The sequence below is a fragment of the Glacieibacterium arshaanense genome (assembly GCF_004681125.1).
In the GTDB taxonomy this organism is placed as follows: domain Bacteria; phylum Pseudomonadota; class Alphaproteobacteria; order Sphingomonadales; family Sphingomonadaceae; genus Polymorphobacter_A; species Polymorphobacter_A arshaanense.
In genome coordinates this window covers 560,096-586,392 of sequence record NZ_SIHO01000002.1, presented here as the reverse complement: position 1 = coordinate 586,392, position 26,297 = coordinate 560,096, and the positions used below count along the sequence as shown (strand labels likewise).

The following is a 26,297-nucleotide window of genomic DNA, read 5'->3' as shown; positions in this document are numbered from 1 at the left end:
GGGATAGAGGGAGACCTGAAATGCTTGAACTGAAACGACCCGAACTGACCGAGCTCAAGCCCCGGATTACCGTTATCGGTGTCGGCGGCGCGGGCGGCAACGCAGTCACCAACATGATCAACGCCAATCTGCAGGGCGTCGATTTCGTCGTGGCGAACACCGATGCACAGGCGCTCGCCGCCAGCCAGGCCGAAACCCGCATCCAGCTCGGCCTGAAGATCACCCAGGGCCTGGGCGCCGGCTCGCGCCCCGAAATCGGCCGTGCTGCCGCCGAGGAAACCATCGACCAGCTTGATGCCAGCCTCGAAGGCGCGCACATGGTGTTCATCACCGCCGGCATGGGCGGCGGCACCGGCACCGGTGCGGCCCCCGTCGTCGCCCGCGCGGCGCGCGAAAAAGGCATCCTGACCGTCGGTGTCGTCACCAAGCCGTTCGCGTTCGAAGGCATCCGCCGGATGCGTTCGGCCGAAGAAGGCATCGCCGAACTGCAGAAGCACGTCGACACACTGATCATCATCCCCAACCAGAACCTGTTCCTGATCGCCAACGCCAACACGACCTTCAAGGAAGCGTTTGCGATGGCCGACCAGGTCCTGCACCAGGGCGTGCGCGGCATCACCGACCTGATGATCATGCCCGGCCTGATCAACCTGGACTTTGCCGATATCCGCACCGTCATGTCCGAAATGGGCAAGGCGATGATGGGGACCGGCGAGGCTTCGGGCGACAACCGCGCCATCGAAGCCGCAGAGAAGGCCATCGCCAACCCGCTGCTCGACGAAGTCAGCATGCGCGGCGCCAAGGGCGTCATCATCAACATCACCGGCGGCGATGACCTCCGCCTGATGGAAGTCGATGAAGCCGCGACCTATATCCGCGAAATGGTCGATCCCGAAGCCAACATCATCGTCGGCTCGGCGTTCAACCCCGACCTCGACGGCGTGATGCGCGTGTCGGTGGTCGCCACCGGCATCGACGCCGTCGCCCGCACGCCGTCGGTGGCCGTCCCGACCAAATCGTCCGAATGGGGGGGCGTCCGTACCGCCTTCCCGACCACATCAGCGGCACGGCCGGCGACACCTGCGGTTGCCGAACCGGTGGTCGCGGCGGTTGTCGAGTCTGTCGAAATCGAGGAGGCGCCGCTGGTCCTCGAAGCCCCCGAAGTCGCCGAGCTCGATCTTGAGCCCGTCGAGGAAGCACCGGTTGCCAGCTTCCGCTTCACCCCCGGCGACCAGCCAATCGCTGCCGTCACGGCACCGGTCGAGCCCGAGCCGATGGTGCTCGAAGACGAAGCCGAGGCCGAACCGGCGCCTTCGCTGTTCCAGAAGATGCTCAACCTCAGCCGCTCGACCAAGCCGGCGCGTCCAGCAACGCTGGCGCCCGAGCCCGAAGTCTCGACCGATGCCGGTGCCGACATGGAGATCCCGCGCTTCTTCAAGCGCCAGATTAACGACTAGGCCATCGGACTTTGAAACGTCTCGACCCGCGTCTGCTAACCACCGCAGACGCGGGCCGACCCTGCGTCAGCGGTGAGGCACGTCGAACAGCTTGCGCGCCACAACCGCAGCAAGCAGCGCGCCGGCAAATTGCGCCGCAACGAACCCCGGCACATCGACTGGCCGGATACCGGCGAAACTGTCGCTGAGTGAGCGCGCTACAGTAATTGCCGGATTGGCGAAGCTGGTCGAAGCAGTGAACCAATAAGCTGCGCTGATATACAGCGCCACCGTCGCGGGCACCCATGCCGACCGGTGGCGCACCGTGCCGAGGATCGTCAGCACCAGGCCAAAAGTTGCGACGCCTTCGGCGAGCCATTGGCCGCCGCCGGTGCGGACGTGGCTCGAAAGCTGCCAGATCGGCGCTTCAAACATCGCATGCGCTACGCAGACGCCGATGATGCCGCCGCCGAGCTGGACCAGCGCGTAGGCCAACGCGTCGGCGCGCCCGAGATCACCACGCAATGCCATGACCAGCGACACCGCTGGATTGAAGTGGGCCCCGGAAACCGGCCCGAAGACCGTGATCAGCACAAACAGCATCGCGCCGGTGGCGAGCGTGTTGGCGAGCAAAGCCACCGCGACATTGCCGCCCGCGAGCTGCAACGCCATGATGCCCGAGCCCACGACGGTAGCGAACAGCAATGCCGATCCGAGTGCTTCGGCCACCAGTCGGCGCGCCAACGATTCAGGCATTGTCGGACTTGCGCGCGGGTACGACTTCGCCGTCTTCCTTGGTGAAGTCGGTCGCCAGCGGGGCGTCGAGCAGGCCGAACACCAGTTCCGACGGCCGGCATAAGGCGGTGCCCTTGGGCGTCACCACAATGGGCCGGTTGATCAGGATCGGTTCGGCCAGCATGGCGTCGAGCAGTGCGTCGTCGGAGAGCGCCGGATCGGCGAGGCCGCGCTCGGCATAGGGCGGCGCCTTTTCGCGGATCAGTGCGCGGACACTGCCGCCGCTTGCCGCGACCAGCGCCTTCAGCGTGTCGCGTGACGGCGGTGTTTTCAGATACTCGATGACCTGTGGTTCGATGCCCGCCGCGCGGATCATCGCTAATGTGTTGCGCGAGGTCCCGCAAGCCGGGTTGTGGTAGATGGTAACGGTCACACGCAGGTTCCTTTCAGCCAAATTGCGTCGCGGTGCCAGCGACGACGTACCAAGCGACAAGCAGCGCGCTCAGCAACGCGCCGGGGATAGCGCTCGCGGTACGCCGCCAACATGCCACGGTGATGACACCGAGCGCGGCGAGCAGGGGAATGAACTGGATGGCGATGACGGTAGTCAACGGATCGAAGCCGGTGGGCAGACGTCCGGTGGCAAACAGCAGCGCATAGTCGAGCCCGAGTAGCAGGGCGAAGCCGCCCGCGAGCGCACCGACGGCGACGAATGTCTGGCGCCACGGCCCCTCGCCCGCGACCATCAACCGGCCGAGTAGCGCGCGCTGGCTGACAATGAAGAACAGCAGCATCGGCAGCAGGTAGATGGGCAGCATCCGCGCCTGCGCGGCGCTGAGCGGTTTGAGCGCGACGACCCAGAAGCGCAGATCGACGATGAACAACGCAGCGATGGCCTCAACCAAGGCATAGGCAAACCCAACAGTCAGCAGCGCCAGGGCCAGCGAACGGCCCCAATAGGGCGCGACATAGGGCACTGGCGGCTGGCGGCGGTCGAGCGCCCAGGTGATCGCGGCATTGACCAGCATCCACAATACGACCTGCGTGCTGACGGTTTGCGGCAGCAACGCGCTGGGCGGCAGCAACAAAGTGACGGCGATGAACACCGGTAGTAGCGTCAGCGGCGGCACCAGCGTTGTCAGCCAGAAGCTCCGGCGCCATTGCGCGTCACGGCGGCGCACGCGCGGTTCGGGAGTGCGGCGCAAAGGCGCAAACGGTGGCAGCGCTAGCAACCGACTGAACGCGCCGACAAGCAACGGCACGATGCCAGCCAGTGCGACGCCGGTGGCGAGTTCCTTGGTCAGCCAGATGTGATCGGTCAGCGCGCGCGGCTCGCCGCCTTGCAACGTGCGGCCGAACCAGTCGAGGCTGTCGGCGACGGCGGCATGGCTGATGTGATCGCCTGGATGCGTGGCGACCGGCGTCGTCAGCCGGCGCGCGGTACCGGCAGCGATGTCACCGTAGATGCGGCCGGGGATGACCGGCGAAGTCGTGCCGAACAGCGCCTGCAGTTTCGGGCTGGTTGCAACATCCTGTGCACGGTCGACACCCCACATGATCGTCGAGAATTCATCGAAACGGCTGAACACCACCGCGACGTTGCGCGGCCAGCTTGGCGTGCCGTCGGCAGCAAACGGCTTGCCCGTCGATGACCCTTCGAGGACTATAGACCGGTAGCCGTCGGGCAGCGCGGAGGCCGCCGCCAGCACCGTCCAACCGCCCATGCTATGACCTTCAAGGCCGATGTTGGCGGTATCGACATAGGGCAGTGACCGCAGGTAACGCAGCGACGCCGGACCGCCGAAGCCGTTGGCAAACGCCGGGCCGCTACTATAGCCATGCCCCGCTTGGTCGATTGCCAGCACTACATAGCCGCGGCGCGCGAATTCGATCGCGAAGGCGCTCTGTGTTTCAGCGGTGTTGATATAGCCATGCACCGCAAGGATGGCGGGGGCCTTGTGCGCCGCATCGACACCGGCGGGGATATAAAGCAGCGCGCGCAAGGTCGTGCCATTGTCGCCGGCAAAACGGATGTCGGTGACACGCGTGCCGTCCGCCGACTGGATGCGCGACGCCGCCCAGCTGCCGCCAATGACCAGTAGAAGGCCGAGCACCAGCAGCCAGAACCCGCGCACCGGGGCTACTCCGCGAACCCCTCCGCAAGATAGCGTTCGGCCAGCGCGCAGTGCAGCGCGACACCGCGGGCCAGCACCGAGTCGTCGATGGTCATGCGGTTCGAATGCAACCCGCAGCAGCTGTGCCAGCCGGTGGCGACCGGCGCCGCGCCCAGGAACATCATCGCGCCGGGCGCGCGCTGCAGGACATAGGCGAAATCCTCGGCGCCCATCATCGGCGTCGGCATTGTCGCCCAGGCGTCGGCGCCGAACACGTCCTGTACGGTGCGTTGCGCCAGCGCGGCGGCGCGGCTGTCGCAGACGGTGACCGGGAAGCCTGTCTCGATGTCGATTTCGGCGGTGGCGCCGTAAGCCAGCGCGGTATGTTCGACGATGGCCTTCAATCCGGCGTGCATCGTGTCGCGGGTACGTTCGGACAGTGTGCGCAAGGTGCCCCACATCTTGGCTTCGGCGGGAATGACGTTGTCGGTCGAGCCCGCCTCGATGCGGCCAAAGGTAACGACGGCGGGGTCAAACACAGAAATCGTCCGGGTGATATAGGTCTGGATTGCGCCGACAATCGCGCACGCCACCGGAATCGGGTCGAGCGCGTCGTGCGGCATCGAGGCATGGCCGCCTCGCCCGTTGACGGTGATGCGCAATTTGTCCGACGACGCCAGCAGCGGCCCGGCACGGCCGGCGAACACGCCCGCCTGCATGTTGGGCGACATATGCAGCGCGAACGCGGCGTCGGGCAGCGGGTCAATCAGCCCGTCATCGAGCATGTGGCGCGCACCGTGCCAGCCTTCCTCGCCGGGCTGGAACATGAACAGCACCGTGCCGGCCAGCCTGTCGCGCTTGGCGCACAGCACCTTCGCCGCACCGACGAGCATCGCGACATGCGCGTCATGGCCGCAGGCGTGCATCGCGCCATCGGTCTGCGAGGCATAATCGAGCCCAGTGTGTTCGGTCATCGGCAGCGCGTCCATGTCGCCGCGCAGCAGCACGGTGCGGCCGTTTGCAGCACCCTTGAGCACCGCGATCAGCCCGGTGGTCGATGGCCCCTCGCGGAATTCGAGCGGCAGCCCGGCAAGCTCGGCCTTGATGCGCGCGGTGGTCTTGGGCAGGTGCAGCCCGACTTCCGGTTCGGTGTGGATGGCACGGCGCAATGCGACGGTTTCGGGGAGCAGCGCATCCGCATCGGCGGTCCAGTCGGTCAGCAGCATCGTCGTCTCCCCCGGGTTTGTTGTCAGCGCCGCGACATGTCGACCGCCGCGGCAGGCATCCGCACTTCAAGGCTTTCGAGTGCATCGGTCAACCAGATTTGGCACGCCAACCGCGAGGTCCGCCCGACGCCGGCGGCGAAGTCGAGCATGTCCTCCTCCTCGTCGGTCGGCGGCGGCAATTTGGCAAAGTCGGCGGCGCCGATCAGCACATGGCAGGTCGAGCACGCCATCGCACCTTCGCAGGTGCCTTCGAGCGGCTGGTCGTTGACCTGTGCGAGGTCGAGCAGCCGTGTGCCGGGCTTGGCCTCGACCTCGGTCACGCTGGCGCCATCGGCGGAGATGAAGCGCACCAATGTCATGCGGCGCGACCTGCTTTGAGCCGCGCGACGACTGCGTTGAGTTCAGAGGCGGCAGTGTCGATGTCGGCTTCGGTGGTGAAGCGGCCCCAGCCGAGGCGCAGGCTGGCACGCGCCGCTTGCGGCGAGCGCCCGAGCGCCAGCAGCACATGGCTCGGCCGCCCCGACTGTGCCGCGCAGGCCGAACCCGACGAAACCGCAATGCCGCGCAGCGACGACAGCAGCCGCTCGCCGGCGATGCCGATGACTTCGAAATTGAGATTGCCCGGCCAGCGCGGGTCGAGCGCGCCATTGATGCGATAGTCGAAGTCGAGTTGGCCGAGCAGCCGGTCGCGCAGCCTGCGGGCATGCGCCTCTCCCGTCTCAAGTTCGGCCTGCGCCAGCGCCGCCGCCGCACCGAGTCCGACGCACAGTGCCGTCGGCAGCGTGCCCGAACGCCCATCCTCCTGCCCGCCGCCTTGGAGCAGCGGTTCGAGTTCGACGCCGTCGCGGATGTAGAGTGCGCCGATGCCCTTGGGCCCGTAGCATTTGTGCGCGGTGACGCTGAGCAGGTCGATGCCGAGCGCGTTGACGTCAACGGGCATTTTGCCGAAGCCCTGAGCGGCGTCGCAGTGCATCAACGCGCCGTGCCGATGCGCGATGCCGGCAATATCGGCGATCGGCTGGATGACGCCGATCTCGTTGTTGACGAGCATAGTTGAGACCAGCGCGACTTCATCGCCCGACACGGCAGCTTCGACGTCGTCGATATCGACCAACCCGTCTTCGCCGACCGGCAGCACCGTCAACGTCGCGCCGAGCCGTTCGAGGTAGCGCGCGGTTTCGAGCACGCAGCTATGTTCCGTCGCCACCGTCACGATGCGGTTGCGGCGCTGCCCCGGCGCGGTGAGCACGCCCTTGAGCGCCCAGTTGACCGACTCGGTGGCGCCGCTGGTGAACTGCACGCGGTCGGGCGCCGCGCCTATCAACACCGCCACCTGTTCGCGCGCCAGCGCCACGGCGGCGGCGGCCTCATAGCCCCAGCGGTGCGCCGAATGCGGGTTGCCGAACTTTTCGACGCCCCAGGGCTCCATCGCGGCGGCCACACGCGGGTCGAGCGGCGTCGTCGCGCCATAGTCGAGATAGACCGGCATCATGCCGCGCGGCTCGCCTGCCGCGCCGCCAGCGCTTCCCACGCGGCGGCAAAGCCATCGATTTCGGCCTCGGTGGTCAACCAGCCGAGACTGACGCGGATCGACTGGCCGGCCAATGCCGGGGCAATCCCCATCGCGGTCAGCACATGGCTGGTGGTCACCTTGCCCGATGAACACGCCGCGCCGGCGCTGACCGCAAAGCCGGCCAGATCGAGCGCCATGACCTGCGTCGAGGCGGCGACTCCGGGCATCGCGAGGTTGCTAATAGTTGGAAGGCGGGGTGCACCGGCGCCGTGAACGATGGCGCCCGCCGCGCGCAGTCGTGTTTCGAGCCGGTCGCGCAACACACCGACACGGTCCTGCCAGCCGGCGTCGGCGGTACGTGCCACGAGTGCGGCGGCAAAGCCGGCAATGCCGGGCAAATTCTCGGTGCCGGCGCGGAAGCCGCGTTCCTGGCCGCCGCCGCGCTGGACGCCGACAAGGTCTTCGGCGCAGCGCGCGATTAGCGCGCCGACACCCGGCGGGCCGCCGAGCTTGTGCGCCGACACCGCGACAAAATCGCCGTGCGGGCAGGCGATTTTGCCGGCACCCTGCACCGCATCGACGAGCAGGCGGCCACCCGCCGCATGGACCAGCGCCTGCACGTCGGCCAATGGCTGCAGCGCGCCGGTTTCATTGTTCGCCTGCATCACAGCGACCAGCGCCGGGCCGGCTGCGAGCAGCTTTTCGAGCGCATCAAGGTCCACACGGCCTTCGCCGTCGACCGGGATGATTTCGGCACCCGCCGCCTGCGCGCGCACTGCATCATGTTCGACCGCCGACACCAGCCGCCGCGTTGCGACCACGCCGTTCAACGCCAGCCCCAGCGCCTCGGTGCCGCCGCTGGTGAACACCAGCGCCGACGGCTGGCAGCCGAGACCGCGCGCGATGCCTTCGCGGGCGTCCTCCAGCGCGGCATGCGCGGCACGGCCGGCGCGGTGCACCGATGACGGATTGGCCCAGTGCGCCGCCGCCACCGTCATCGCTGCCACCGCTGCCGGATCGATCGGCGCGGTCGCGGCATAATCGAGATAGGCGGGTGCGTTCAGCTTGGGCTCCGGCGGTTTACGTTGCGATTTTGGCGCTGGTGACTATATAGACGCCAACGGTGCCCGAGCGCACCCCCTCACCTCAATCTGCGCAGGTCCGATGCCCGAAGTCATTTTTGCCGGCCCCGAAGGCCGCCTCGAAGGTCGTTACCAGCCCGCCAGCCGGCCGCGTGCCCCCGTCGCCATCCTGCTCCACCCGCATCCGCAGGGCGGCGGCACGATGAACAACAGCATCGTCATGGCGATGTACAACACGTTTGTCCGTCGTGGGTTTGCGACGCTGCGCTTCAACTTCCGCGGCGTCGGCCGCAGCCAGGGCACTTTCGACAACGGTGTCGGTGAGCTGTCGGATGCCGCGAGCGCGCTCGACTGGATGCAGCAGTTCAACCCCGAAGCATCGACGACCTGGGTCGGCGGCTTCAGCTTCGGCGCGTGGATCGGCATGCAGCTGCTGATGCGCCGCCCCGAAGTGCGCGGCTTCCTCAGCATCGCACCGCCCGCCAACATGTACGACTTCACCTTCCTCGCGCCATGCCCGTCGTCGGGCCTGATCGTCGATGGCGGGGCCGACGAAGTCGTGACCGGCAGCAGCGTCCAGAAGCTCGTCGACAAGCTCAAGACGCAGCGCCACATCACCATCGACCATGCGACCATTCCGGGCGCCAACCACTTCTTCGAGCATGAGATGCCCGATTTGATGAAGGTGGTGGATGCTTATCTGGACAAAAGGCTCAGCGCGGACCGCTAAGGCGTAGCGCAGCCAGCGCACAAGGCGAGAATTGCCCTTCGCGATTTTCGACTTGGGCGCGGACTCGCGCAGGCCCGGCCGGCGGGTCGGGCGGACACCCCGCCCGAACCCGTCCGACGGCGTGGCTTTGCCACGACGGGCCGCTTGAACCCCTACATACCTAAAACCCGCTCATCCCGAGCAAAGTCGAGGGACATGCCCAACTGTCGGCGCGTCCCTCGACTTCGCTCGGGATGAGCGGTGTTGGTTTATTTTCAATGCAACAGAGTACAGTTGCGCGATTCGCCCACCTCAACAATCGCAACAACTTGCGCGCCGAATCTGGTCAGTCTTTACGGGTCCAGCGTTATTGCGCGTGCACGCCCTCCATCCTAAGCTTTCGTTGAACGCAAATCATTACGTTATGATAACGAAAGCAACGCCATGACCATCGCCCAAGCTCTGTCCGCCGCATCGGCGCAGCACCTTACCCCCGGCTTCGTCGCTGCCGCGTCGCACAACGGCAAGTCATTGTTTTCGCAGGCCTTCGGCAGGCTGGCGCCCGGCACCCCCACCCCGATGACCGAGGACTCCATTTTCTGGCTCGCCTCGATGACCAAAGCGGTGACCGCGACCGCCGCGATGCAGCTCGTCGAAGCCGGCAAGCTCGACCTTGACGCACCGCTGGGCAACCTGCTCCCCGAACTCGGCCGCGCGCAGGTGTTCGACGGCTTTGCCGCCGATGGCAGCGTCAAGTTGCGCGCCCCCAAGCGCCCGATCACACTGCGCCACCTGCTCACCCACACCTCGGGCCATGTCTATGACATGTGGAACGCCGACTTCGCCAAGGCGGCGAAGGTGCTCGGGATCCCGAGCCTTGGCACCTCATTGAACGCCGCGTTGAACACACCGCTGATGTTCGATCCCGGCACCAACTGGGAATATGGCATCGGTATTGATTGGGCCGGCAAGGCGGTCGAGGCGGCGTCGGGCAAAGCGCTCGACGCCTATGTCGAAGACCATATCGCCGCACCGCTGGGCATGGTCGATACCAGCTTCACCCCGCGCGCCAGCTGGGCGACGCGCCACGCCGGCATGACCGCACGCGCCGCCGACGGCAGCATCGCCACGATCGATTTCGCCACAGCCGAAGACCCAGAATTCCACGGCGGCGGCGGCGGGCTGCACGGCACGGCGCATGATTATCTGCGCTTCCTGCAGATGGTCCTGAACGGCGGCACGCTCAACGGCGCGCACATCCTCAAGCCAGAAACCGTGCGCGTCATGCAGGCCAACCACCTTGGCGACGTCGCCCTGCGCACACTGACCAGCGCCGCGCCGCACCTGTCAAACGACCTCGATCTGGCACAGGGCGCCCCAGCGCACTGGGGGCTGAGCTGGCAGATCAACCCGGCGCCCGGCGCCGATGGCCGCAGCGCCGGCAGTCTCGCCTGGGCCGGGCTCGCCAACTGCTACTATTGGGCGGACCCCGCGACCAACGTCGCGGGCGTGCTGCTGATGCAGATGCTGCCGTTCGCCGACGCGCAGGCGATGGCGCTTTTCGGGGCTTTCGAGCGCGCGGTCTATGCCGCAGTGAATGCGTGATCGCCCGCATCTAGCGCCAGGGCGTCAATGTCGCCGCTGTCGCGTACGTCGGCTTCGACCATCAGCCGCACCAGTCGGTTGATTTCGCCGCGCGCGCCGAACGCCGACGCGGTGATCGCCCGGAATGTCATGCGGCCGACAAAGCTCGCGGGGCCGGCATAGGACGTCGACCAGCCGTCGAACTGCCTGGCGCCCACTTCGCCTTCTTCAAGCAACAAGCCATTGGCGTGGCGCGGGTCGCTGCGCAGCGCCGCCAGGCAGTTTTCGACGTCGGCGCGCGGCCCTTCGAGCAGTTGCGCGAAGCCCCTTTTGGTCAACATCAACCCGCCGGTCAGCCGGAATGCCCGCGCCCGTGCGGCCGTTTCGGCGCGGATATCGTCGATGCAGCACTCGAGCGTGTCGTCCGCAAGCCCGTGTTCGCCGAGATAGAGGATTTGATAGAAGCGCCAGCCAGTGGAGTCTGCAGTTGCCGCGCAGTTGCGACCGCGGTCCCTGTCGCAATCGGCGGTTCGCTGACCCCGTCGTTCAATCAGACACCCGATACATGTTGTTGCCATCCCAACAACTCCATCCAGAAACCAGAAAAGTGTGCGTTGCCGCGCATCGACGAAGAAACGTCACGCGGCGCCAAAGGTTCCATCGACGTCACAAAAAAATCGGCAAAGCCAATGCAACTGAATGCAACTAGGTGCACTGGTTGCATTTTTTCATTGCGGGTAGGGTTTGTTTCTCGCACGCGACAGGCAATCCTGCATCGCAGGCATGCCCGACTGACGTGCGCGATCACCACCTGCAATGACGGCTTTTTGCTGCCGATGGATATTGCTGTGCGCTACTGCCTTTGGCACGGGCGTGCTGCTGATGCAGATGCTGCCGTTCGCCGGCGATGGCGCAGTTCGGCGCGTTCGAGCGCGCGGTTTATGCCATGTTCGGCGCCTGATCGGCGACGGCTTGCAGCGCGGCATCAAGGCCGACGTCGTTGCAGTCGCCGGCTTCAAGCATCAACCGGACGAGTCGATTGATGTCGCCGCGCCCACCCAGTGCCGCGCCGGCGATTGCCCGGAACATTGTGCGGCCGATGAAGCTTGCGGCATCGGCATAGGACACGGACCAGCCACTGAACTGCCGCGCGCCGACCGCGCCTTCCTCGACCAACAGCGCATTGGCGTGGCGCGGGTCGCTCTTCAGCCCGGCAAGGCATTCTTCGACCTCGTCACGCGGACCTTCCAGCAGTTGCGCAAATACGTTCTTGGTCAACATCAGTGCACCGGTGAGCCGGAATGTCCGCGCCCGCTCGGCCGTTTTGGCCTCGATGTCGTCGATGAAACCGTCGAGCGCCGCGTCCGACATCCCGTGTTCGCCAAGGTAAAGAACCTGATAAAAGCGTCGGCCAGTTGGCCCCGTCGTCGCCGCGCAACTTGCCCCGCTACGCAAGTTGCAATCGACAGTCCGTTGATCGCGCCGCTCGATAAGACACCCAGTGCACTTCGCTACCATCACAGCTGCTCCCTCCAGCAACATCAAAAAGGCTTTGATATGCAGAGTTAATGAAATTAGTTACATTAGTGAAACGTGCAGCGACAGCCTTAGCGATGCATTAAATATGTGCAACCCTTGCATTTTTGCAGTTTGTGTCGCATTTGTTTCGCCTGTGTGACGGGTGGTTTTGCATGGCCAGCTTTGCGACAAAGCTCGAATTGATCCTCAAGGCGCTATCAATCTCGCGCGGCCGCGCTGCCGCCGAAATGGGCGTCGACAAGCCGCTGGTCGGCCGCTGGGTTTCCGGTGCCGTCCACCCTTCGGCACGCAGTCTCGAACGGCTGACTGTATGGATTGCCGGCTATCAAGCGGGCTTTTCACTGCTCGACTGGGATGTCGATATCGCCGAGCTGGCGAAGCGGTTTGGTGTCACGACACCGCCGACGTTGCGGCTTCGCCCCGACGATGTCCTCGAACCGTTGCTGGCCGCGCCCTTGATCGAGGAGGCGCGCGACAATGTCGCACGTCGTGGCTGGGCGTATGAGGGTTTCTGGCGCTCGACGCGACCATCAGCACTGGCCCCCGGCAAATTCATACGCGAACATTTGATGATCAGTTGCAACGGTGGCGGCGCGATGGTGATTGCGCTGGGTGCCGTGAAGATGCGGCTCGATGGCTACGCCGTGTTGTTCGACAATCAAATGCTCGCATTCGTCGCCGACAGTGAAAACACCAACCTCGTGTTCGCCATATTGAATCTGGTCGCAAGGCTGAAGGCCGAAGTGCTCGACGGCCTGACCCTCACGCGCCTCGCCGATTCGAGCGGTTCACCGGTCGCCGAGCCGGTGCTGCTCGAACGCGTCGGCGACCTGTCGGGCAATGACGATGCCGATAAGGCGACGTTCGAGGCGCTGTGCGCACAGAGTACGGTGATCCCGGGCGAATCGGTTCCCGACGATGTGCGCCGCCACCTGTGCCGCGACTTTGGCCCGACGGCGTTCGCCAATGGCGGCGAACTGCTGCTGGTCATGCGCGCCTCACAGTCGATGGCGCGCGGGCCGCTGTTCGAACCGCCATCAGGGGCGTGAAATCACCCCGCCGCACATCGGGGCTGCGACGCCGGTGGTTTGCGGGAAGCTGATCGGCAGGCCCATAAGCGTCCGCGCACCGAGATAGGCAAAGGCTTCGGCTTCGAGCGCGTCGCCGTTCCAGCCCGCCGCTTCGACAGGCAACGTTTGGACGCCGGTTCGCGCCGCCAGCATCGCCATCAGCGTCGCATTGTGGCGGCCGCCGCCGCAGACCAGCAGCCGCAACGGGCGCGCGGGGACGTGGTTGAGCGCCAGCGCGACGGTCACCGCGGTGAACGCCGTCAGCGTCGCGGCGCCGTCGGCGAGGCTGAGCCCGCGCGCCGCGCCGAGCGAGAAGTCGTGGCGGTCGAGCGATTTGGGCGGTGCAAGGTCGAACCACGGCAGGTCGGCCATTGCCGCGACGACCTGTTCGTGGACACTGCCCGACGCGGCCAGTGCACCGCCGGCGTCATGGCTCAGCCCGGCTTCGGCGCGGACCCAGTCGTCGATCAGTGCATTGCCGGGGCCGGTATCGAACGACCCCCAGTCGTCACCGGCAAACCAGGTAATGTTGCCGACGCCGCCGAGGTTGAGCACCGCGACCGGCCCCTGGCTGCGGAATCCCGATACCAAAGCGCGGTGATAGGCAGGGGCCAAGGGCGCGCCCTGCCCGCCGCTTTCGACATCGGCGCAACGGAAGTCATGCACGACGGTGATGCCGGTTTCGCGCGCCAGCAGCGCGCCGTCGCCGATCTGCCACGTCCAGCGCCGGTCGGGGCGGTGCGCGATGGTCTGGCCGTGGAAGCCGACGAGCGCGACATCGGCCGCCGCCACGCCGGCCTGCGCCAGCAACGCCTTGACCGCCGCTGCGTGCGCGAGCGTCTGGTCGCGGGCCACCGCGTCAATTTCGGCGTGCGGGGCCGGTCGTTCCATTGTCAGCGCCGCCGCAATCGCACCGCGCAGCCGCGCGCGCATCGGTTCGTCATAGGCGACGCTGTGGAATGCCAACGGCGCCACCAGGTCATGGCCGTCGGTGCGGATCAGCGCCGCATCGATGCCGTCCATCGACGTGCCCGACATCAGGCCCACCGCGAGCAGACTTTCGCTAGCCCCCGTGCTCATGCTAGGCACCCTCCCGCCATGACATACAAATCCGAATTCCTCCGTGTCCTAGACGAGCGCGGCTATCTCCACCAGATCACCGACGCCGACGCGCTCGACGCAGCGGCGGCGGGCGGCGTCGTGTCGGCCTATGTCGGTTTCGATTGCACCGCACCGAGCCTGCATATCGGCAATCTCGTGTCGATCATGATGCTGCGCAAGCTGCAACAGACCGGCCACAAGCCGATCGTGCTTTTGGGCGGCGGCACCACCAAGGTCGGCGATCCGTCGGGCAAGGATGCCGGGCGCCAGCTGCTCGATGACGCGCGCATTGCCGGCAACATGGCGACGATCAAGCGCATCTTCGAACGATTCCTGACCTTCGGTGACGGCCCGACCGATGCAGTGATGGTCAACAACGCCGACTGGCTCGACAAGCTGGAATACATCCCGTTCCTGCGCGACATCGGCCGGCATTTTTCGATCAACCGGATGCTGACATTCGATTCGGTCAAGCTGCGGCTCGACCGCGAGCAGCCGCTGAGCTTCCTCGAATTCAACTACATGATCTTGCAGGCTTATGATTACCTCGAACTGTCGCGGCGCTTCGGCTGCCGGCTGCAGATGGGCGGGTCGGACCAGTGGGGCAATATCGTCAACGGCACCGACCTTATCCGCCGCGTCGACAGCAAGGATGCGTTCGGATTGACGACGCCGCTGATCACCACGTCGGACGGCGCCAAGATGGGCAAGACGGCGAACGGCGCGGTCTGGCTGCACGAGGATTCACTGCCGAGCTATGACTACTGGCAGTTCTGGCGCAACACCCAGGACGCCGATGTCGGCAAGTTCATGCGGCTGTTCACCGAAATCCCCGAAGCCGAAATCCGGCGCTACGAAGCGCTCGAAGGTGCCGAAATCAACACCGCAAAGAAGGCGCTCGCCGACGCCGCAACCGCGCTGTGCCGCGGTGCGGAGGCCGCCGCAGCGGCGGCCGAAACCGCGCGCGCGACGTTCGAGGCGGGCGAGGCCGGCGGCGACCTGCCGTCGCTTGCCATCGGTGCGGATGGTATCGGGCTGCTCGATGCGCTTGTCGGACTGAACATGGCGGCGTCAAAGGGCGAAGCGCGGCGGCTGATTCGCGGCGGCGGCGTCAAGGTCGATGACGTGACTGTCAGCGACGAAGCGCTGCATCTGCCGGGTGCGGCGAAGCTGTCGGTCGGCAAGAAGCGCCACGGCGTGCTGGTCGCCGGCTAAAGTCCGCTCACTGCGGCCACGGCCGCCAGCCTTCGACGCGCTTGCTGAGCACTTCAACTTCGGCCGGGGCGAGTGCCAACTCAAGCCGCTTGGCGAGCTCCAGCGCTTCGGCGCGCAGCTCCGCGTCGCCACGTGCTGCCGCAAGCTGCGCCCATACCCAGGCATCATCGGTATCGCGGTTGACGCCCTTGCCGGCGGCCAGCGCCCGCGCCAGCGCCAGTTGCCCTGGCGCATAGCCGCGGCTGGCAGCGCGGAACCAATAAGTCGCGGCGGTGGCGGGATCGGCAGCAACGCCCTGCCCGCGCGCATACATTGTACCGAGCATGGTTTCGCCGATGGCCGAACCGTGATTGGCGAGCGTGGTGAACTGCGCATGCGCCTGGCTGTAATCGCCCGCCGCGTACGCGCTTAAACCGGCGTCGAGCACGCCCTGCGCCCACGGCATCGCCGCCGACAGCGGTGCCGCCAGCGCCAGCAATGCCCCCAAAACCCAAACTCTCATGCTGCCACGCCTAGCCCGCGCCGCCACGCAGGGCAAGTTTGCTTGGCGCATGATGGAACCGATGCGCGATGTGTGGCTTTGATTAACATCAAGGTTACGGCCGCGAAACGGGTGTATGTTAAAGTTTAACGAGGTGGAAATGTACGACCAACGCGAATTCCGAGGCTGAACCGCCGATGGCTTGGCGCACCAGCATATTGACGCGGGAAATCCTGCCGTTCGCGCTGTCGTTCGCGGCGCTGATCGGCGGCGTGCTGCTGATCGATCTGGTGCTGCATCTGGCGGGGCTGGTGTGGATCGGTCGCTATCTCGGCATTGTCGGCGTCGCGATCATCCTCGGCTCGTTCAGCTATTCGCTGGCCAAGCGCAAATGGATCAAGCCGTTCAACCCCGTCGTGCGGCTGCGCCGGCATGAACGCTGGGCCTGGGCCGGCGCGTTGCTGATTCTGGTCCATGCCGGCATTCACTTCAACGCGTTACTCGCCTGGCTCGCAGTCGGGGCGATGCTGATCAACGTGCTCAGCGGGTTGACCGGCAAGTATCTGCTGCAGCGGGCGCGGGCCCGCATGGGCCAGACGCGCACCGACCTCGCGGCCCATGGTAGCGACCCCGCAGAAATCGAAGCGCAGATGTATTGGGATAGCCTGACCTACGGCATCATCAAGCAATGGCGCAGCCTGCACGTGCCGATCACGCTGGCGTTCGCGGTGCTGGCGCTGGCGCATATCATCAGCACCGCGCTGTTCTGGGGCTGGCATTGAACGGCAAGATCTTCCTCGCGCTGATCGCCGCGCTGCTGGCGGGCATCATCGCGCTGGCGTTCGTGCAACCCTTGCCGATGGTCGGATCGGGGCCGCTGATGCCGGCGCACGCCAAGCTCGCCACCGATTGCTTTGCCTGCCATGTGCCGTGGCGCGGCGTCAGCGCGACGCGCTGCACCACCTGTCACGCAGTAGCGGACATCGGTCGCAAGACTAGCCTCGGCGTCGCGATCGTGCCGCCGAAACCGGGGTTCCACCAGAAACTGGCCGGGGTCGACTGCCTCGGTTGCCACACCGATCACATGGGCGCGCAGCCACCGCTCAGCTTCAGCCATGCGCTGCTGGCGCCGGCGGTTCAGCGCCAGTGCTCGACCTGCCACGCCGCGCCCAAAACGCCGATGCACCGCAACTTCGGCAGCGATTGCGCGAGCTGCCACACCACCAAGGCCTGGGCCCCCGCGACGTTCGACCATGCGCGCTATTTCGCGCTGACCGGCCCGCACAATGTGCCGTGCGCGACCTGCCACATCCGGCAGGATACCTCGCGCTACACCTGCTACGGCTGCCACGAACACCGCCCCGAACAGATCCGCGCCGAACACCGCGAGGTCCGCGCCACCAACCTCGACAATTGCGTCCAGTGCCACCGCAGCGCCGACGGAGAGGGCGGCGAAGGTGGCGAGGGCGGCGAACGCGACGAAGACTGACCCCCCACAAAGGAAACGACCATGAAGGGCTATATCGCCGACATCGAGGAACTGACCGAAGACAACGCCAACTTCCGCAAGGTGCTCTACACCGGAAAGCACCTGCAGCTCGTGCTGATGGCGCTCAAACCCGGCGAAGACATCGGCGCCGAAGTCCACACCACGCACGACCAGTTCTTCCGCGTGGAAAAGGGCAAGGGTGAAATCATCATCGACGGCAAGACCAGCAACATCAAAAGCGGCTTCGCAATGATCGTGCCCGCCGGCGCCAAGCACAATGTCATCAACACCGGTGACAAGCTGATGCGACTTTACACGCTCTACGCGCCGCCGCAGCACGTCGACGGCATCATCGCGCTGACGCGTGCCGATGCCGAGGCGTTGCATGAAGAGTATGATGGGAAGACCACGGAGTAGGTTGAAGGGCCTCCGGCGGGCAGGCCTGAGGCCTGCACCCGATTGTTGGGTGCAGGGGTCACCCCTGCCCGCCGGAGGCCCTTAACCTGACCTCAGCAACGCCACCGCACTATCGCGTTCAAACAGATACAACAGCACCCTCGCGGCGCGGCCACGCTCGCTGTCGAGGCCACCGTCGCGGTCGAGCAGCAGCCGCGCGTCATCGCGGGCGATCGGCAGCAGCGCGGTCATGCGGTCGAGGTCGGCGAGTTTGAATTCGGGTTCGCCTGATTGCTTGTGGCCGAGCATTTCGCCCGCGCCGCGCAGCCGCAGGTCTTCTTCGGCGATGCGGAAGCCGTCGTTAGTTTGCCGCATCAGTGCCAGCCGGGCGCGTGCGGTTTCGGTGATGTCGCCGCCGCGCAGCAACAGGCACACCGAATGCGCGGTGCCGCGCCCGACGCGGCCGCGCAGCTGGTGGAGCTGCGCGAGGCCGAAGCGTTCGGCGGCTTCGATGATCATCAGCGAGGCGTTGGGAACATCGACGCCGACTTCGATGACGGTGGTGGCGACGAGCATCTGCAAGCGGCCCGCGGCGAATTCGGCCATCACCGCGTCCTTGTCGGGTCCTTTCATCCGGCCGTGGACCAAGCCGACGGTGTCGCCGAAGCGCTGTCTCAGCGCGGCGGCGCGGGTTTCGGCGGCGGCGGTGTCGCCCGACTCGGTGCCTTCGACCAGCGGACACACCCAATAGGCCTGCTTGCCCGCCGCAAGGTGGCGCGCCAGTCCGTCGACGACTTCGGGCAGGCGTTCGAGCGCGGTGACGCGCGTTTCGATCGGTTGCCGCCCCGGCGGCAGTTCGTCGAGCCGCGACTGGTCCATTTCGCCGTAAGCCGTCAGTGCCAGCGTGCGCGGGATCGGTGTCGCGGTCATCACCAGCAAATGCGGCGGCACATCGGCCTTGGCGGCCAACATCAGCCGCTGCGCGACGCCGAACTTGTGCTGTTCGTCGATCACCGCCAGCCCCAGCGCCTGATAATCGACCGCATCCTGGAAAATCGCGTGCGTGCCGACCAGAATGTCGATTTCACCGTTCGCCAAGGCCCCGAGCAGTTCGGCACGCGCGCGGCCCTTGTCGCGGCCGGTCAGCAGCCCAACGCGCACCGGCAGCCCGTCGAGCAGGTTGAGCAGGTTCGCATGATGCTGGCGCGCCAGAATTTCGGTCGGCGCCAACAACGCGCCCTGTGTGCCCGATTCGACGGCAGTCAGCAGCGCCATCAGCGCCACCAGCGTCTTGCCCGAGCCGACATCGCCCTGCAGCAGCCGCAGCATCGGCACGGCCTGCGCCATGTCGCCGGCAATCTCGCGCGCCGAGCGTTGTTGCGCGCCGGTCAGCGGCCACGGCAGCCGCGCCAGCAGCGCCTCGGTCAATTTGCCGGTGCCCGCCAGCGGCCGGCCGCGCCGCCGCCGCGCCGACGCGCGCACCAGCAGCAGCGCCAGCTGATTCGCCAGCAGTTCGTCATAGGCCAGCCGATCATGCGCCAGGACCTCGTCCTCGAGCCGGTGCGCCTGCGCCAAAGCGTCGCGCCAGCTGGGCCAGTCGTGCTGCGCCATCACCGACGGTTCGATCCATTCGGCCAGTTCAGGCGCGCGCGCTAAGGCGGCCTGCGCCAACACCCCCATGCGGCGGTTGGTGATGCCTTCGGTCAGCCCGTAGACCGGCTCGCGTTCGGGAATTTGGCTGCGCTCGGAGACCTTGAGCACGAAGTCGGGGTGCGCCATCTGCAGCCCCTGCCCGTAGCGATCGAGCTTGCCCGACACGAGGCGCGCCTCGCCAATCGGCAGCAATTTCCGTGCGTAACCGCCGGCCTGGCCAAAATAGACGAGGTCGATCCAGGTGTTGGCCTTGTCGCGGCAGCGCACCCGCATCGGCGCGCGCAGCCCGCCCGACTGATACGACAGCACCTCGAGATCGATCGTCACCAGCCGGTCGACATAGGCCAGATCCAGTTCGTCGATGTTGACGCGTTCGAGCGCCATTACCGGCAAATGGAACAGCAGATCGACCGCGCGCGTCAGCCCGAGCCGCGCCAATTGCCGCGCCTGTGCGCTGCCGACGCCGGGCAGCGCGGAGACTTCAGCGAACAGCGGGTTGAGGGTTTCGGGGCGCATGGTAAAGGGGAGCCTAGCTGAACGCGCCCGCCGGATAAACCGGTGCGGCGCTAATTGGCGTTGGAGCGCTGCGTGACCGAACCCAAATCACTCGACTTCCGCAAGCGCCGCGCCGCATTCCGCGCCTGGCACCGCGGCACCCGTGAAGCCGACCTGATGATCGGCGGCTTCGCCAACGCTTACCTCCCAGAATGGGACGCCGCCGCGCTCGACTGGTTCGAAGCGCTGCTCGAGGAACAGGACGTCGATGTCATGGCCTGGGCGATCGGCACGCAGGTGGTGCCGGCGCGGTTTGAAAGCCCGTGGATGGAAAAGCTGCAGCGGCTCGATACGATTTCACGGACGATGCGATGATGAAGGGCCTCCGGCGGGCAGGGGGTTGCCCCTGCACCCATATTTGGGGCTGTCAATTCATATGGGTGCAGGGCCCGAGGCTCTGCCCGCCGGAGGCTCTTAGCCGATGATCGACCTGCGCAACTTCGTCACCGCGCGGCGCCCGCTGACCTTGGCCGGCTGCGCCTCGGGCTATTTGCCGTGGCTGATGGCCGATGTTGCGCGGGCGTCGAAGGGGCGCGCGGTGTTCATCGCCGCCGACGAAGCCTCGGCGCGCAGCGTGCTCGACGCGGCGCATTATTTCGCGCCCGAGCTGGCGACGCGCTATTTCCCGGCGTGGGACTGTTTGCCGTATGACCGTGCCTCGCCGTCGATGCGCGTTTCGGCGGACCGCATGGCGACGCTGGCGGCATTGGTTCAACCCAACGAGGGCGCCGAACTGCTGGTCACCACGGTCAATGCGGTGTTGCAGCGGATCCTGCCGCGCGACCGCATGGCGGGGCTGAGCGCGGCGTTGAAGCCCGGGATGCGCATCGACCGTGACCGGCTGGCGGCGACGCTGACCGCGAACGGCTTTGTCCGCACCGACACCGTGGTCGATGCCGGTGAATTCGCGATTCGCGGCGGGTTGCTCGACTTGTTTCCGGCGGGCGAGGAGCATGCGCTGCGGCTTGATTTCTTCGGCGATGAAATCGAGACGATGCGCTATTTCGACCCGGCGACGCAGCGCACGATCGGCGCCTCGACGGGGTTCAACCTGCTGCCGGTCGGCGAGGTGCTGCTCAGCGAAAACAGCATCCGCAACTTCCGCGGCGCCTATCTCGAACGCTTCGGCGCCACCGCGACCGGCGACCCACTCTACAGCGCCATCAGCGACGGGCGACGACTGGCGGGGATGGAACATTGGCTGCCGCTGTTCGAAGCGAAGCTCGGCACGCTGTTCGACTATCTGACGCCCGATTGCACGATCATCCGCGAAGCCGGCGCCGAGGCTGCGATCGAAGCGCGCTTCGAGGCGATTGCCGACTATCACGACAACCGCACCACCGCGCTGACCGCCAAAAAGGGCAGTTACCGACCGCTGCCGCCGCACGCGCTCTACCTCGATCCCGAGGAGTGGAAGGTGCTGTGCAGCGCGCGCCACGTCCATCTGACCTCGCCCTACAGCGTCCCCGAAGGCACCCGCGACACTATCGATTGCGGCGTGCGTTCGGCACGCGATTTCGCCCCCGAACGCGCCGCGCAGGCCAATATCTACGAAGCCGTGCACCATCACGTCGCGACGCTGCATGTCGAGAAAATGCGTGTCGTGCTTGCCAGCTATTCGGCCGGCTCGCGCGAGCGTCTGCACGGGCTGCTTGGCGACCATGGCGTCACCAACACCGTGCTGGTCGACAGCTGGCAGGAGGCGCTGGCGGCCTCAACGGCGGGCCAGGTCGCGCTGACCGTCATTGCGCTCGACCACGGCTTCAGCACACCCGACCTCGCGGTGCTGACCGAGCAGGACATGCTCGGCGACCGGCTGGTGCGGCGACGGCGCTCGGCGCGCAAGGCCGATGCCTTCCTGGCCGAGCTGTCGATGCTGACGCCGGGCGATCTGCTGGTGCATGCCGACCACGGCATCGGGCGCTACGAGGGGCTGGTGGCAATTTCGGTCGGGCGCGCGCCGCACGACTGCGTCTGGCTGACCTATGACGGCGGCGACAAGCTCTACGTGCCGGTCGAAAACATCGACGTGCTGTCGCGCTACGGCTCGGACAGCGACGGCGTCGGGCTCGACAAGCTCGGCGGCGTCGCCTGGGCCAACCGCAAGGCGCGGATGAAGGACCGCATCCGCGAAATCGCCGGCGATTTGCTCAAGATCGCCGCCGAGCGCGCGCTGCGCGAAGCCGACATCATCAGCCCCGACGCGCACGGGCTGGCGGCCTTCGTCGACCGCTTCCCTTATGCCGAAACCGATGACCAGCAGCGCGCCATCGACGATGTGCTGGGCGACCTGTCATCGGGCAAGCCGATGGACCGGCTGGTCTGCGGCGATGTCGGCTTCGGCAAGACCGAGGTGGCGTTGCGCGCCGCCTATGCCGCCGCCATCGAGGGCCATCAGGTAGCCGTCATCTGCCCGACGACGCTGCTGGCACGCCAGCATTTCGCCAACTTCCGCGAGCGCTTCGCTGGCTTGCCGATCGAGGTGCGCCAGCTGTCGCGCCTGGTCACCGCCGCCGACGCCAAGGCGGCGCGTGAGGGCCTCGCGGACGGCACCATCGATATCGTCGTCGGCACGCACGCGCTGCTGGCGAAGTCGGTCGAATTCAAACGCCTCGGGCTGGTCATCGTCGACGAGGAGCAGCGCTTCGGCGTCGTCCACAAGGAGCGGCTGAAGAACCTCAAGACCGACGTGCATGTGCTGACCTTGACCGCGACGCCGATCCCGCGAACGCTGCAGATGGCGCTGACGGGCCTGCGCGAACTGTCGATCATCGCGACGCCGCCAGTCGACCGGCTCGCGGTGCGGACCTATGTGATGCCGTGGGACGAGGTCGTGCTGCGCGAGGCGCTGCTGCGCGAACATTACCGCGGCGGACAAAGCTTCTTCGTGACACCGCGCATCGCCGACCTGCCCGATATCGAGGAATTCCTGCGCGAGAATGTCCCCGAAGTTAAATATGTGACGGCGCACGGCCAGATGGCACCGACCGAAGTCGAGGAGCGTATGAGCGCGTTCTACGACCGCAAGTATGACGTGCTGCTGTCGACCACCATCATCGAAAGCGGGCTCGATATCCCCAGCGCCAACACGCTGATCATCCACCGCGCCGACCGCTTCGGCCTTGCTCAACTCTACCAACTCAGAGGCCGCGTCGGGCGCGCCAAGGTCCGCGCCTATGCCTATATGACGACGCCCGCCGACAGCGTGATGACCGAGACCGCCGAGAAGCGGCTGCACGTGCTGTCGAGCCTCGATTCGCTCGGTGCCGGCTTCCAGCTCGCCAGCCACGACCTCGACATACGCGGCGCCGGCAATCTGCTCGGCGACGAGCAATCTGGGCATATCCGCGAAATCGGCTTCGAACTGTACCAGTCGATGCTTGAGGACGCGATCCTGGCGGCGCGTGCCACCGGTGCCGGCTTGCGTGCGCCCGACGAGGCATTCTCGCCGCAGATCACCGTCGATGCGCCGATCCTGATTCCGGAGGACTATGTCCCCGATCTCAACCTGCGGATGGCGCTCTATCGCCGCCTCAATGAACTCCCCGACCGCGCCGCGATCGACGGCTTTGCTGCCGAGATGATCGACCGCTTCGGGACGTTGCCCGAAGAAGTCGCCAACCTGCTCGCCGTGCTCGAAATCAAGCAATATTGCACGCGCGCCAACATCGCCAAAGTCGATGCCGGCGCGAAGGGCGCGGTGGTGACGTTCCAGAACAACAGCTTCCGCAATACTGCGAGCTTGCTCGACTATGTCGCGCGGCTGGGCGAACGCGCCAAGTTCCGCCCCGACCAGAAACTGTTCGTCGGCGGCGAATGGGGCGGCACCGAGGCACGGCTCAAGGGTGCGCTGGCGCTATCGAAGTCGCTGGCGCGGATTGCCGAAGGCGCGACAGTCAAGCCTACTGTGAAGCCAACTGCGCCGACTGCTCCAGCGCCGAAGCCAACGCCGCCGGCGGCTGTGCCCCCACGACCAGCAGTTTTCCGTTCAAAACGAAGCTGGGAACGCCGGTGATGCCCGAATCGCGCGCGCGCTCGGCCTGATCCTCGATAAGCGTCCGGTCGGCGTCACCGGCCAGCAAGTCGCGGACCAACGCGCCGTCCATGCCCGCACCCTCGGCGATCTTCACCAACACATCGGCGTCGGAGATATCAGCGCCCGCTTCGAAATGCGCCACGAACAGTGCGCGTGCCACTGCGTCAGCGACGCCGGCACCCGCTGCCCAGCGCATCAGCCGGTGCGCGTCGGCGGTATTGGGCAGATGCTTTACCTTTGACAGGTCGAGCGCCAGCCCGGCGTCGGCGGCGGCGGCTTCGACATTCTTGCCGAGCTCACGGGCGCGTTCGACGCTGCCGAACTTGGCGATCATATAGGCGTTGCGGTCGGCGCCCTTGGGCAGCCCGGGGTTGAGGAAATACGGGTGCCAGCGCCAAGCGACGGGCTGGCCGGCGGTCAGCGCCGCATCGAGATTGCGCATGCCGATATAGCACCACGGGCAGATGAAATCGGACACCATGTCGACTGTTGTCACTGCACTTGCTGGCGTCATGGCCAATTCCTCCCTCAACTTGCGATGCGCGGCGCCGGCTGTTCGGCAGCGTCGGCATTCCATGATTTGACGAACACCGCCAGTGCCTCGGCCGACATCGCCGGGGCGCAATGGAAACCCTGGTACCAGTCGCAGCCGGCAGCGGCAGCCATTTCGAGCTGGGTGGCGTTTTCGACGCCTTCGGCCATCACGCACATGCCCAGCCCGTGCGCCATTTCGATGATCGACTGGACGACGATGCGGTCGCGGCTGTCGCCGCCGAAGTCGGCCACCAGGCGCTTGTCGATCTTGACGAAATCGAGCGGAAGCGCGCGCAGATAGGCTAGGCTCGAATAGCCGGTGCCGAAGTCGTCGAGCGCGATGCGGATGCCGTGCGCGCGCAGCCGTTGCAACGTCGCTGCGGCGACATCGAGGTTGGCGATCAGGTCGCCTTCGGTAACTTCGATCATCAACTGGTCCGGCGGAAAGCCGGTTTGCACCAGCGCGCCGACCATCGCCTCGACAAAACCTTCGGCGGCGAGATCGGCGGCAGTGGCGTTGATCGACATGCGCAGGTCGTGCAGGTCGGGATTTGATGCGACCGCTACCGACAGCGCCAGTTCCCGAATTCGGTCACCGAGCAGCACCGCGACCTCGGCGCTTTCGGCGACCTCGAGCAGCGTTTCGGCCGACAGTTGCCCAAGCACCGGATGCTGCCAGCGTACCAGCGCCTCGGCACCGACGATACGCCCGGAACTGATTTCGACTTGCGGCTGGAACACCATCTCAAGTTGGTTGGTGACGAGCGCGGTGCGCAGGTCGGTCTCGAGCCCGGCCATACGCAGGATGCGCTCGGCGCCCGGCGCCGACTGGAACACCTCGATGCTGCCGGGCTCGCGGGCGCGCGCCTGCAACAGCGCGGCGCTGGCCTGGCGAAACAGCACCTCGGTGGCCTCCGCACTGACCACTTCGTGACTGTCCGCCGGTTTCGCCACCGAATCGGCAACCGCAATACCGATGCGACAGCCGAGATGGATGCGGTTGTCGCCTACAATAAAGTCGTCTTCGAACACCGCATTGACCTGTTCTGCCAGCTGCGTCGCGTCCGATAGGCGCACTGGCCCGGGCAGAACGAGCGCAAATTCGGCGCCGGCAAGCCGCGCGACCATGCGGGGTTCGACGGTCTCCAGCGCCGCCGATGCCGACACCACCGCCTGCAACCGCGCGGCGACGTCCTTGAGCACCGCATCGGCAACATTGCGGCCATAGGCGGCGTTGAGCTGGCCGAAGCGCCCGATGGCGACGATCAACAGGATTGCACGCGGGTCATAATCCGACGGCGCTGCGAGGATGAGTTCGAGCCAGCCGCGGACATGCGCCGCCGACGCCAGCCCGGTCAGCGGATCGCGTCGCGAGGCATCGCTGTCGACGCTGCGGCCGCTGGCGACATTGTCGAGCCGTTCGACATGCAGCTGGCTGAAACCGATAGCCGACACCAGCTGTGAATTAGAAAACGGGCTGGTCAGCACATGCGTCGCCCCGGCACGCCCGACCGTCGATTCGGCCTCGGCATCGTTCTTCGACAGCAGGACCAGCAACGCGCCGCGCCGCGCTTCGACCTGCAACGCCAGTTCGCGCGCTGCGCCGAGCCCGGCGACAAAGGCGCCGCGCGCATCGACGATGATGCTCCGCGTTTCGGGGGTGGCGAATCCGGCAAGCGCCTGTTCGAGCGTGCGCACGACCGCTGCATCGAGCCCGGCCTCCACCGTCACCGCTTCAAGCTCGCGCGCGTATCGCGGCGAAAAGATCAGGATCGCGGGATTGTTCGCCTTGAGCATCGGTGGCCAATCATTTTGCGCCATTAATCGTA

General features: G+C 66.2%; 24 protein-coding genes. 10 read left to right on the top strand and 14 right to left on the bottom strand.

Features of this window, described 5'->3' with window-relative positions; genetic code table 11:
• Window positions 1–20: 20 nt before the first annotated feature.
• Window positions 21–1,457, top strand: a complete 1,437-nt coding sequence (gene ftsZ / locus EUV02_RS09045; RefSeq protein WP_135245910.1) for a cell division protein FtsZ — start codon at window positions 21–23, stop codon at window positions 1,455–1,457.
• A gap of 66 nt (window positions 1,458–1,523) precedes the next feature.
• On the opposite strand, the gene EUV02_RS09040 is transcribed toward ftsZ, so the two are convergent.
• Genes EUV02_RS09040 through EUV02_RS09010 form a run of 7 tightly spaced genes read right to left on the bottom strand, consistent with a single transcriptional unit; the run spans window position 1,524 to window position 8,088 of the window.
• Complete coding sequence (locus tag EUV02_RS09040; RefSeq protein ID WP_243445838.1) at window positions 1,524–2,192, bottom strand: aquaporin; 669 nt, start codon at window positions 2,190–2,192, stop codon at window positions 1,524–1,526.
• On the bottom strand, window positions 2,185–2,604 hold the full coding sequence (arsC, locus tag EUV02_RS09035; RefSeq protein ID WP_135245909.1) for an arsenate reductase (glutaredoxin): 420 nt from the start codon (window positions 2,602–2,604) through the stop codon (window positions 2,185–2,187). The genes EUV02_RS09040 and arsC overlap by 8 nt, the downstream gene beginning before the upstream one ends.
• Before the next feature lie 13 nt (window positions 2,605–2,617).
• Entirely contained in the window at window positions 2,618–4,306 is a 1,689-nt protein-coding gene (locus EUV02_RS09030) for an alpha/beta hydrolase family protein (RefSeq protein WP_207790150.1), read from the bottom strand.
• 5 nt (window positions 4,307–4,311) lie between these two features.
• Window positions 4,312–5,511, bottom strand: a complete 1,200-nt coding sequence (locus EUV02_RS09025; protein ID WP_135245908.1) for a M20 metallopeptidase family protein — start codon at window positions 5,509–5,511, stop codon at window positions 4,312–4,314.
• Window positions 5,512–5,534: 23 nt separating this feature from the next.
• Window positions 5,535–5,870, bottom strand: coding sequence for a 2Fe-2S iron-sulfur cluster-binding protein (locus EUV02_RS09020; protein WP_135245907.1), 336 nt, complete (start codon window positions 5,868–5,870; stop codon window positions 5,535–5,537).
• Window positions 5,867–7,042: a cysteine desulfurase family protein gene (locus EUV02_RS09015; protein WP_341533708.1), complete on the bottom strand. Its 1,176-nt coding sequence runs from the start codon at window positions 7,040–7,042 to the stop codon at window positions 5,867–5,869. The genes EUV02_RS09020 and EUV02_RS09015 overlap by 4 nt, the downstream gene beginning before the upstream one ends.
• Window positions 7,000–8,088: a cysteine desulfurase family protein gene (locus EUV02_RS09010; protein WP_135245906.1), complete on the bottom strand. Its 1,089-nt coding sequence runs from the start codon at window positions 8,086–8,088 to the stop codon at window positions 7,000–7,002. Before EUV02_RS09010 ends, EUV02_RS09015 begins: the two co-directional genes overlap by 43 nt.
• Before the next feature lie 100 nt (window positions 8,089–8,188).
• Between EUV02_RS09010 and EUV02_RS09005 the strand changes: the two genes are divergently transcribed.
• Entirely contained in the window at window positions 8,189–8,836 is a 648-nt protein-coding gene (locus tag EUV02_RS09005) for an alpha/beta hydrolase (protein WP_135245905.1), read from the top strand.
• A 423-nt stretch (window positions 8,837–9,259) separates the two neighbouring features.
• A complete protein-coding gene (locus tag EUV02_RS09000) occupies window positions 9,260–10,420 on the top strand; it encodes a serine hydrolase domain-containing protein (RefSeq protein ID WP_135245904.1) in 1,161 nt (386 codons plus the stop codon).
• Here the strand turns inward: EUV02_RS09000 and EUV02_RS08995 are convergent.
• Both EUV02_RS08995 and EUV02_RS08990 read right to left on the bottom strand, forming a co-directional pair.
• On the bottom strand, window positions 10,399–10,977 hold the full coding sequence (locus EUV02_RS08995; protein WP_135245903.1) for a BLUF domain-containing protein: 579 nt from the start codon (window positions 10,975–10,977) through the stop codon (window positions 10,399–10,401). The genes EUV02_RS09000 and EUV02_RS08995 overlap by 22 nt on opposite strands.
• A 361-nt stretch (window positions 10,978–11,338) precedes the next feature.
• Window positions 11,339–11,941, bottom strand: coding sequence for a BLUF domain-containing protein (locus EUV02_RS08990; protein WP_135245902.1), 603 nt, complete (start codon window positions 11,939–11,941; stop codon window positions 11,339–11,341).
• A 149-nt stretch (window positions 11,942–12,090) separates the two neighbouring features.
• On the opposite strand from EUV02_RS08990, the gene EUV02_RS08985 reads away from it, so the two are divergent.
• On the top strand, window positions 12,091–12,987 hold the full coding sequence (locus tag EUV02_RS08985; protein WP_135245901.1) for a hypothetical protein: 897 nt from the start codon (window positions 12,091–12,093) through the stop codon (window positions 12,985–12,987).
• Here the strand turns inward: EUV02_RS08985 and EUV02_RS08980 are convergent.
• Window positions 12,976–14,088, bottom strand: coding sequence for an anhydro-N-acetylmuramic acid kinase (locus tag EUV02_RS08980; protein WP_135245900.1), 1,113 nt, complete (start codon window positions 14,086–14,088; stop codon window positions 12,976–12,978). The genes EUV02_RS08985 and EUV02_RS08980 overlap by 12 nt on opposite strands.
• Before the next feature lie 18 nt (window positions 14,089–14,106).
• Between EUV02_RS08980 and tyrS the strand changes: the two genes are divergently transcribed.
• Complete coding sequence (gene tyrS / locus EUV02_RS08975; protein ID WP_135245899.1) at window positions 14,107–15,324, top strand: tyrosine--tRNA ligase; 1,218 nt, start codon at window positions 14,107–14,109, stop codon at window positions 15,322–15,324.
• A 7-nt stretch (window positions 15,325–15,331) separates the two neighbouring features.
• On the opposite strand, the gene EUV02_RS08970 is transcribed toward tyrS, so the two are convergent.
• A complete protein-coding gene (locus tag EUV02_RS08970) occupies window positions 15,332–15,826 on the bottom strand; it encodes a tetratricopeptide repeat protein (protein ID WP_135245898.1) in 495 nt (164 codons plus the stop codon).
• A 176-nt stretch (window positions 15,827–16,002) separates the two neighbouring features.
• On the opposite strand from EUV02_RS08970, the gene EUV02_RS08965 reads away from it, so the two are divergent.
• From EUV02_RS08965 to EUV02_RS08955, 3 genes are read left to right on the top strand one after another with little or no spacing between them, the layout of a single operon-like run.
• Complete coding sequence (locus tag EUV02_RS08965) at window positions 16,003–16,587, top strand: hypothetical protein (protein WP_135245897.1); 585 nt, start codon at window positions 16,003–16,005, stop codon at window positions 16,585–16,587.
• Entirely contained in the window at window positions 16,584–17,294 is a 711-nt protein-coding gene (locus tag EUV02_RS08960; protein WP_207790149.1) for a cytochrome c3 family protein, read from the top strand. Before EUV02_RS08965 ends, EUV02_RS08960 begins: the two co-directional genes overlap by 4 nt.
• Before the next feature lie 21 nt (window positions 17,295–17,315).
• Window positions 17,316–17,711: a cupin domain-containing protein gene (locus tag EUV02_RS08955; protein WP_135245895.1), complete on the top strand. Its 396-nt coding sequence runs from the start codon at window positions 17,316–17,318 to the stop codon at window positions 17,709–17,711.
• Window positions 17,712–17,792: 81 nt separating this feature from the next.
• On the opposite strand, the gene recG is transcribed toward EUV02_RS08955, so the two are convergent.
• On the bottom strand, window positions 17,793–19,859 hold the full coding sequence (gene recG, locus EUV02_RS08950; RefSeq protein ID WP_135245894.1) for an ATP-dependent DNA helicase RecG: 2,067 nt from the start codon (window positions 19,857–19,859) through the stop codon (window positions 17,793–17,795).
• Between the two features lie 72 nt (window positions 19,860–19,931).
• On the opposite strand from recG, the gene EUV02_RS08945 reads away from it, so the two are divergent.
• Both EUV02_RS08945 and mfd read left to right on the top strand, forming a co-directional pair.
• Window positions 19,932–20,213 carry a succinate dehydrogenase assembly factor 2 gene (locus tag EUV02_RS08945; protein ID WP_135245893.1) on the top strand — a complete coding sequence of 94 codons (282 nt, stop codon included), beginning with the start codon at window positions 19,932–19,934 and terminating at the stop codon, window positions 20,211–20,213.
• A gap of 106 nt (window positions 20,214–20,319) precedes the next feature.
• Window positions 20,320–23,913, top strand: a complete 3,594-nt coding sequence (gene mfd / locus EUV02_RS08940) for a transcription-repair coupling factor (RefSeq protein ID WP_135245892.1) — start codon at window positions 20,320–20,322, stop codon at window positions 23,911–23,913.
• Here the strand turns inward: mfd and EUV02_RS08935 are convergent.
• Both EUV02_RS08935 and EUV02_RS08930 read right to left on the bottom strand, forming a co-directional pair.
• Window positions 23,801–24,448: a DsbA family oxidoreductase gene (locus EUV02_RS08935; protein ID WP_166430574.1), complete on the bottom strand. Its 648-nt coding sequence runs from the start codon at window positions 24,446–24,448 to the stop codon at window positions 23,801–23,803. The genes mfd and EUV02_RS08935 overlap by 113 nt on opposite strands.
• A gap of 14 nt (window positions 24,449–24,462) precedes the next feature.
• Complete coding sequence (locus tag EUV02_RS08930) at window positions 24,463–26,289, bottom strand: putative bifunctional diguanylate cyclase/phosphodiesterase (RefSeq protein ID WP_166430573.1); 1,827 nt, start codon at window positions 26,287–26,289, stop codon at window positions 24,463–24,465.
• Between the last annotated feature and the right edge of the window lie 8 nt (window positions 26,290–26,297).

Excerpts from the sequence above, each read along its gene's own strand:
- EUV02_RS09025 (WP_135245908.1), bottom strand. The coding sequence starts at position 5,511 with ATGCTGCTGACCGACTGGACCGCCGATGCGGATGCGCTGCTCCCCGAA.
- EUV02_RS08995 (WP_135245903.1), bottom strand. The coding sequence starts at position 10,977 with ATGGCAACAACATGTATCGGGTGTCTGATTGAACGACGGGGTCAGCGA.
- EUV02_RS08980 (WP_135245900.1), bottom strand. The coding sequence starts at position 14,088 with ATGAGCACGGGGGCTAGCGAAAGTCTGCTCGCGGTGGGCCTGATGTCG.
- EUV02_RS08955 (WP_135245895.1), top strand. The coding sequence starts at position 17,316 with ATGAAGGGCTATATCGCCGACATCGAGGAACTGACCGAAGACAACGCC.
- EUV02_RS08930 (WP_166430573.1), bottom strand. The coding sequence starts at position 26,289 with ATGGCGCAAAATGATTGGCCACCGATGCTCAAGGCGAACAATCCCGCG.
- recG (WP_135245894.1), bottom strand. The coding sequence starts at position 19,859 with ATGCGCCCCGAAACCCTCAACCCGCTGTTCGCTGAAGTCTCCGCGCTG.
- EUV02_RS09000 (WP_135245904.1), top strand. The coding sequence starts at position 9,260 with ATGACCATCGCCCAAGCTCTGTCCGCCGCATCGGCGCAGCACCTTACC.
- tyrS (WP_135245899.1), top strand. The coding sequence starts at position 14,107 with ATGACATACAAATCCGAATTCCTCCGTGTCCTAGACGAGCGCGGCTAT.
- EUV02_RS08965 (WP_135245897.1), top strand. The coding sequence starts at position 16,003 with ATGGCTTGGCGCACCAGCATATTGACGCGGGAAATCCTGCCGTTCGCG.
- EUV02_RS09020 (WP_135245907.1), bottom strand. The coding sequence starts at position 5,870 with ATGACATTGGTGCGCTTCATCTCCGCCGATGGCGCCAGCGTGACCGAG.
- EUV02_RS08990 (WP_135245902.1), bottom strand. The coding sequence starts at position 11,941 with ATGTTGCTGGAGGGAGCAGCTGTGATGGTAGCGAAGTGCACTGGGTGT.
- mfd (WP_135245892.1), top strand. The coding sequence starts at position 20,320 with ATGATCGACCTGCGCAACTTCGTCACCGCGCGGCGCCCGCTGACCTTG.
- EUV02_RS08985 (WP_135245901.1), top strand. The coding sequence starts at position 12,091 with ATGGCCAGCTTTGCGACAAAGCTCGAATTGATCCTCAAGGCGCTATCA.
- EUV02_RS09040 (WP_243445838.1), bottom strand. The coding sequence starts at position 2,192 with ATGCCTGAATCGTTGGCGCGCCGACTGGTGGCCGAAGCACTCGGATCG.
- ftsZ (WP_135245910.1), top strand. The coding sequence starts at position 21 with ATGCTTGAACTGAAACGACCCGAACTGACCGAGCTCAAGCCCCGGATT.
- EUV02_RS09005 (WP_135245905.1), top strand. The coding sequence starts at position 8,189 with ATGCCCGAAGTCATTTTTGCCGGCCCCGAAGGCCGCCTCGAAGGTCGT.
- EUV02_RS08970 (WP_135245898.1), bottom strand. The coding sequence starts at position 15,826 with ATGAGAGTTTGGGTTTTGGGGGCATTGCTGGCGCTGGCGGCACCGCTG.
- EUV02_RS08935 (WP_166430574.1), bottom strand. The coding sequence starts at position 24,448 with ATGACGCCAGCAAGTGCAGTGACAACAGTCGACATGGTGTCCGATTTC.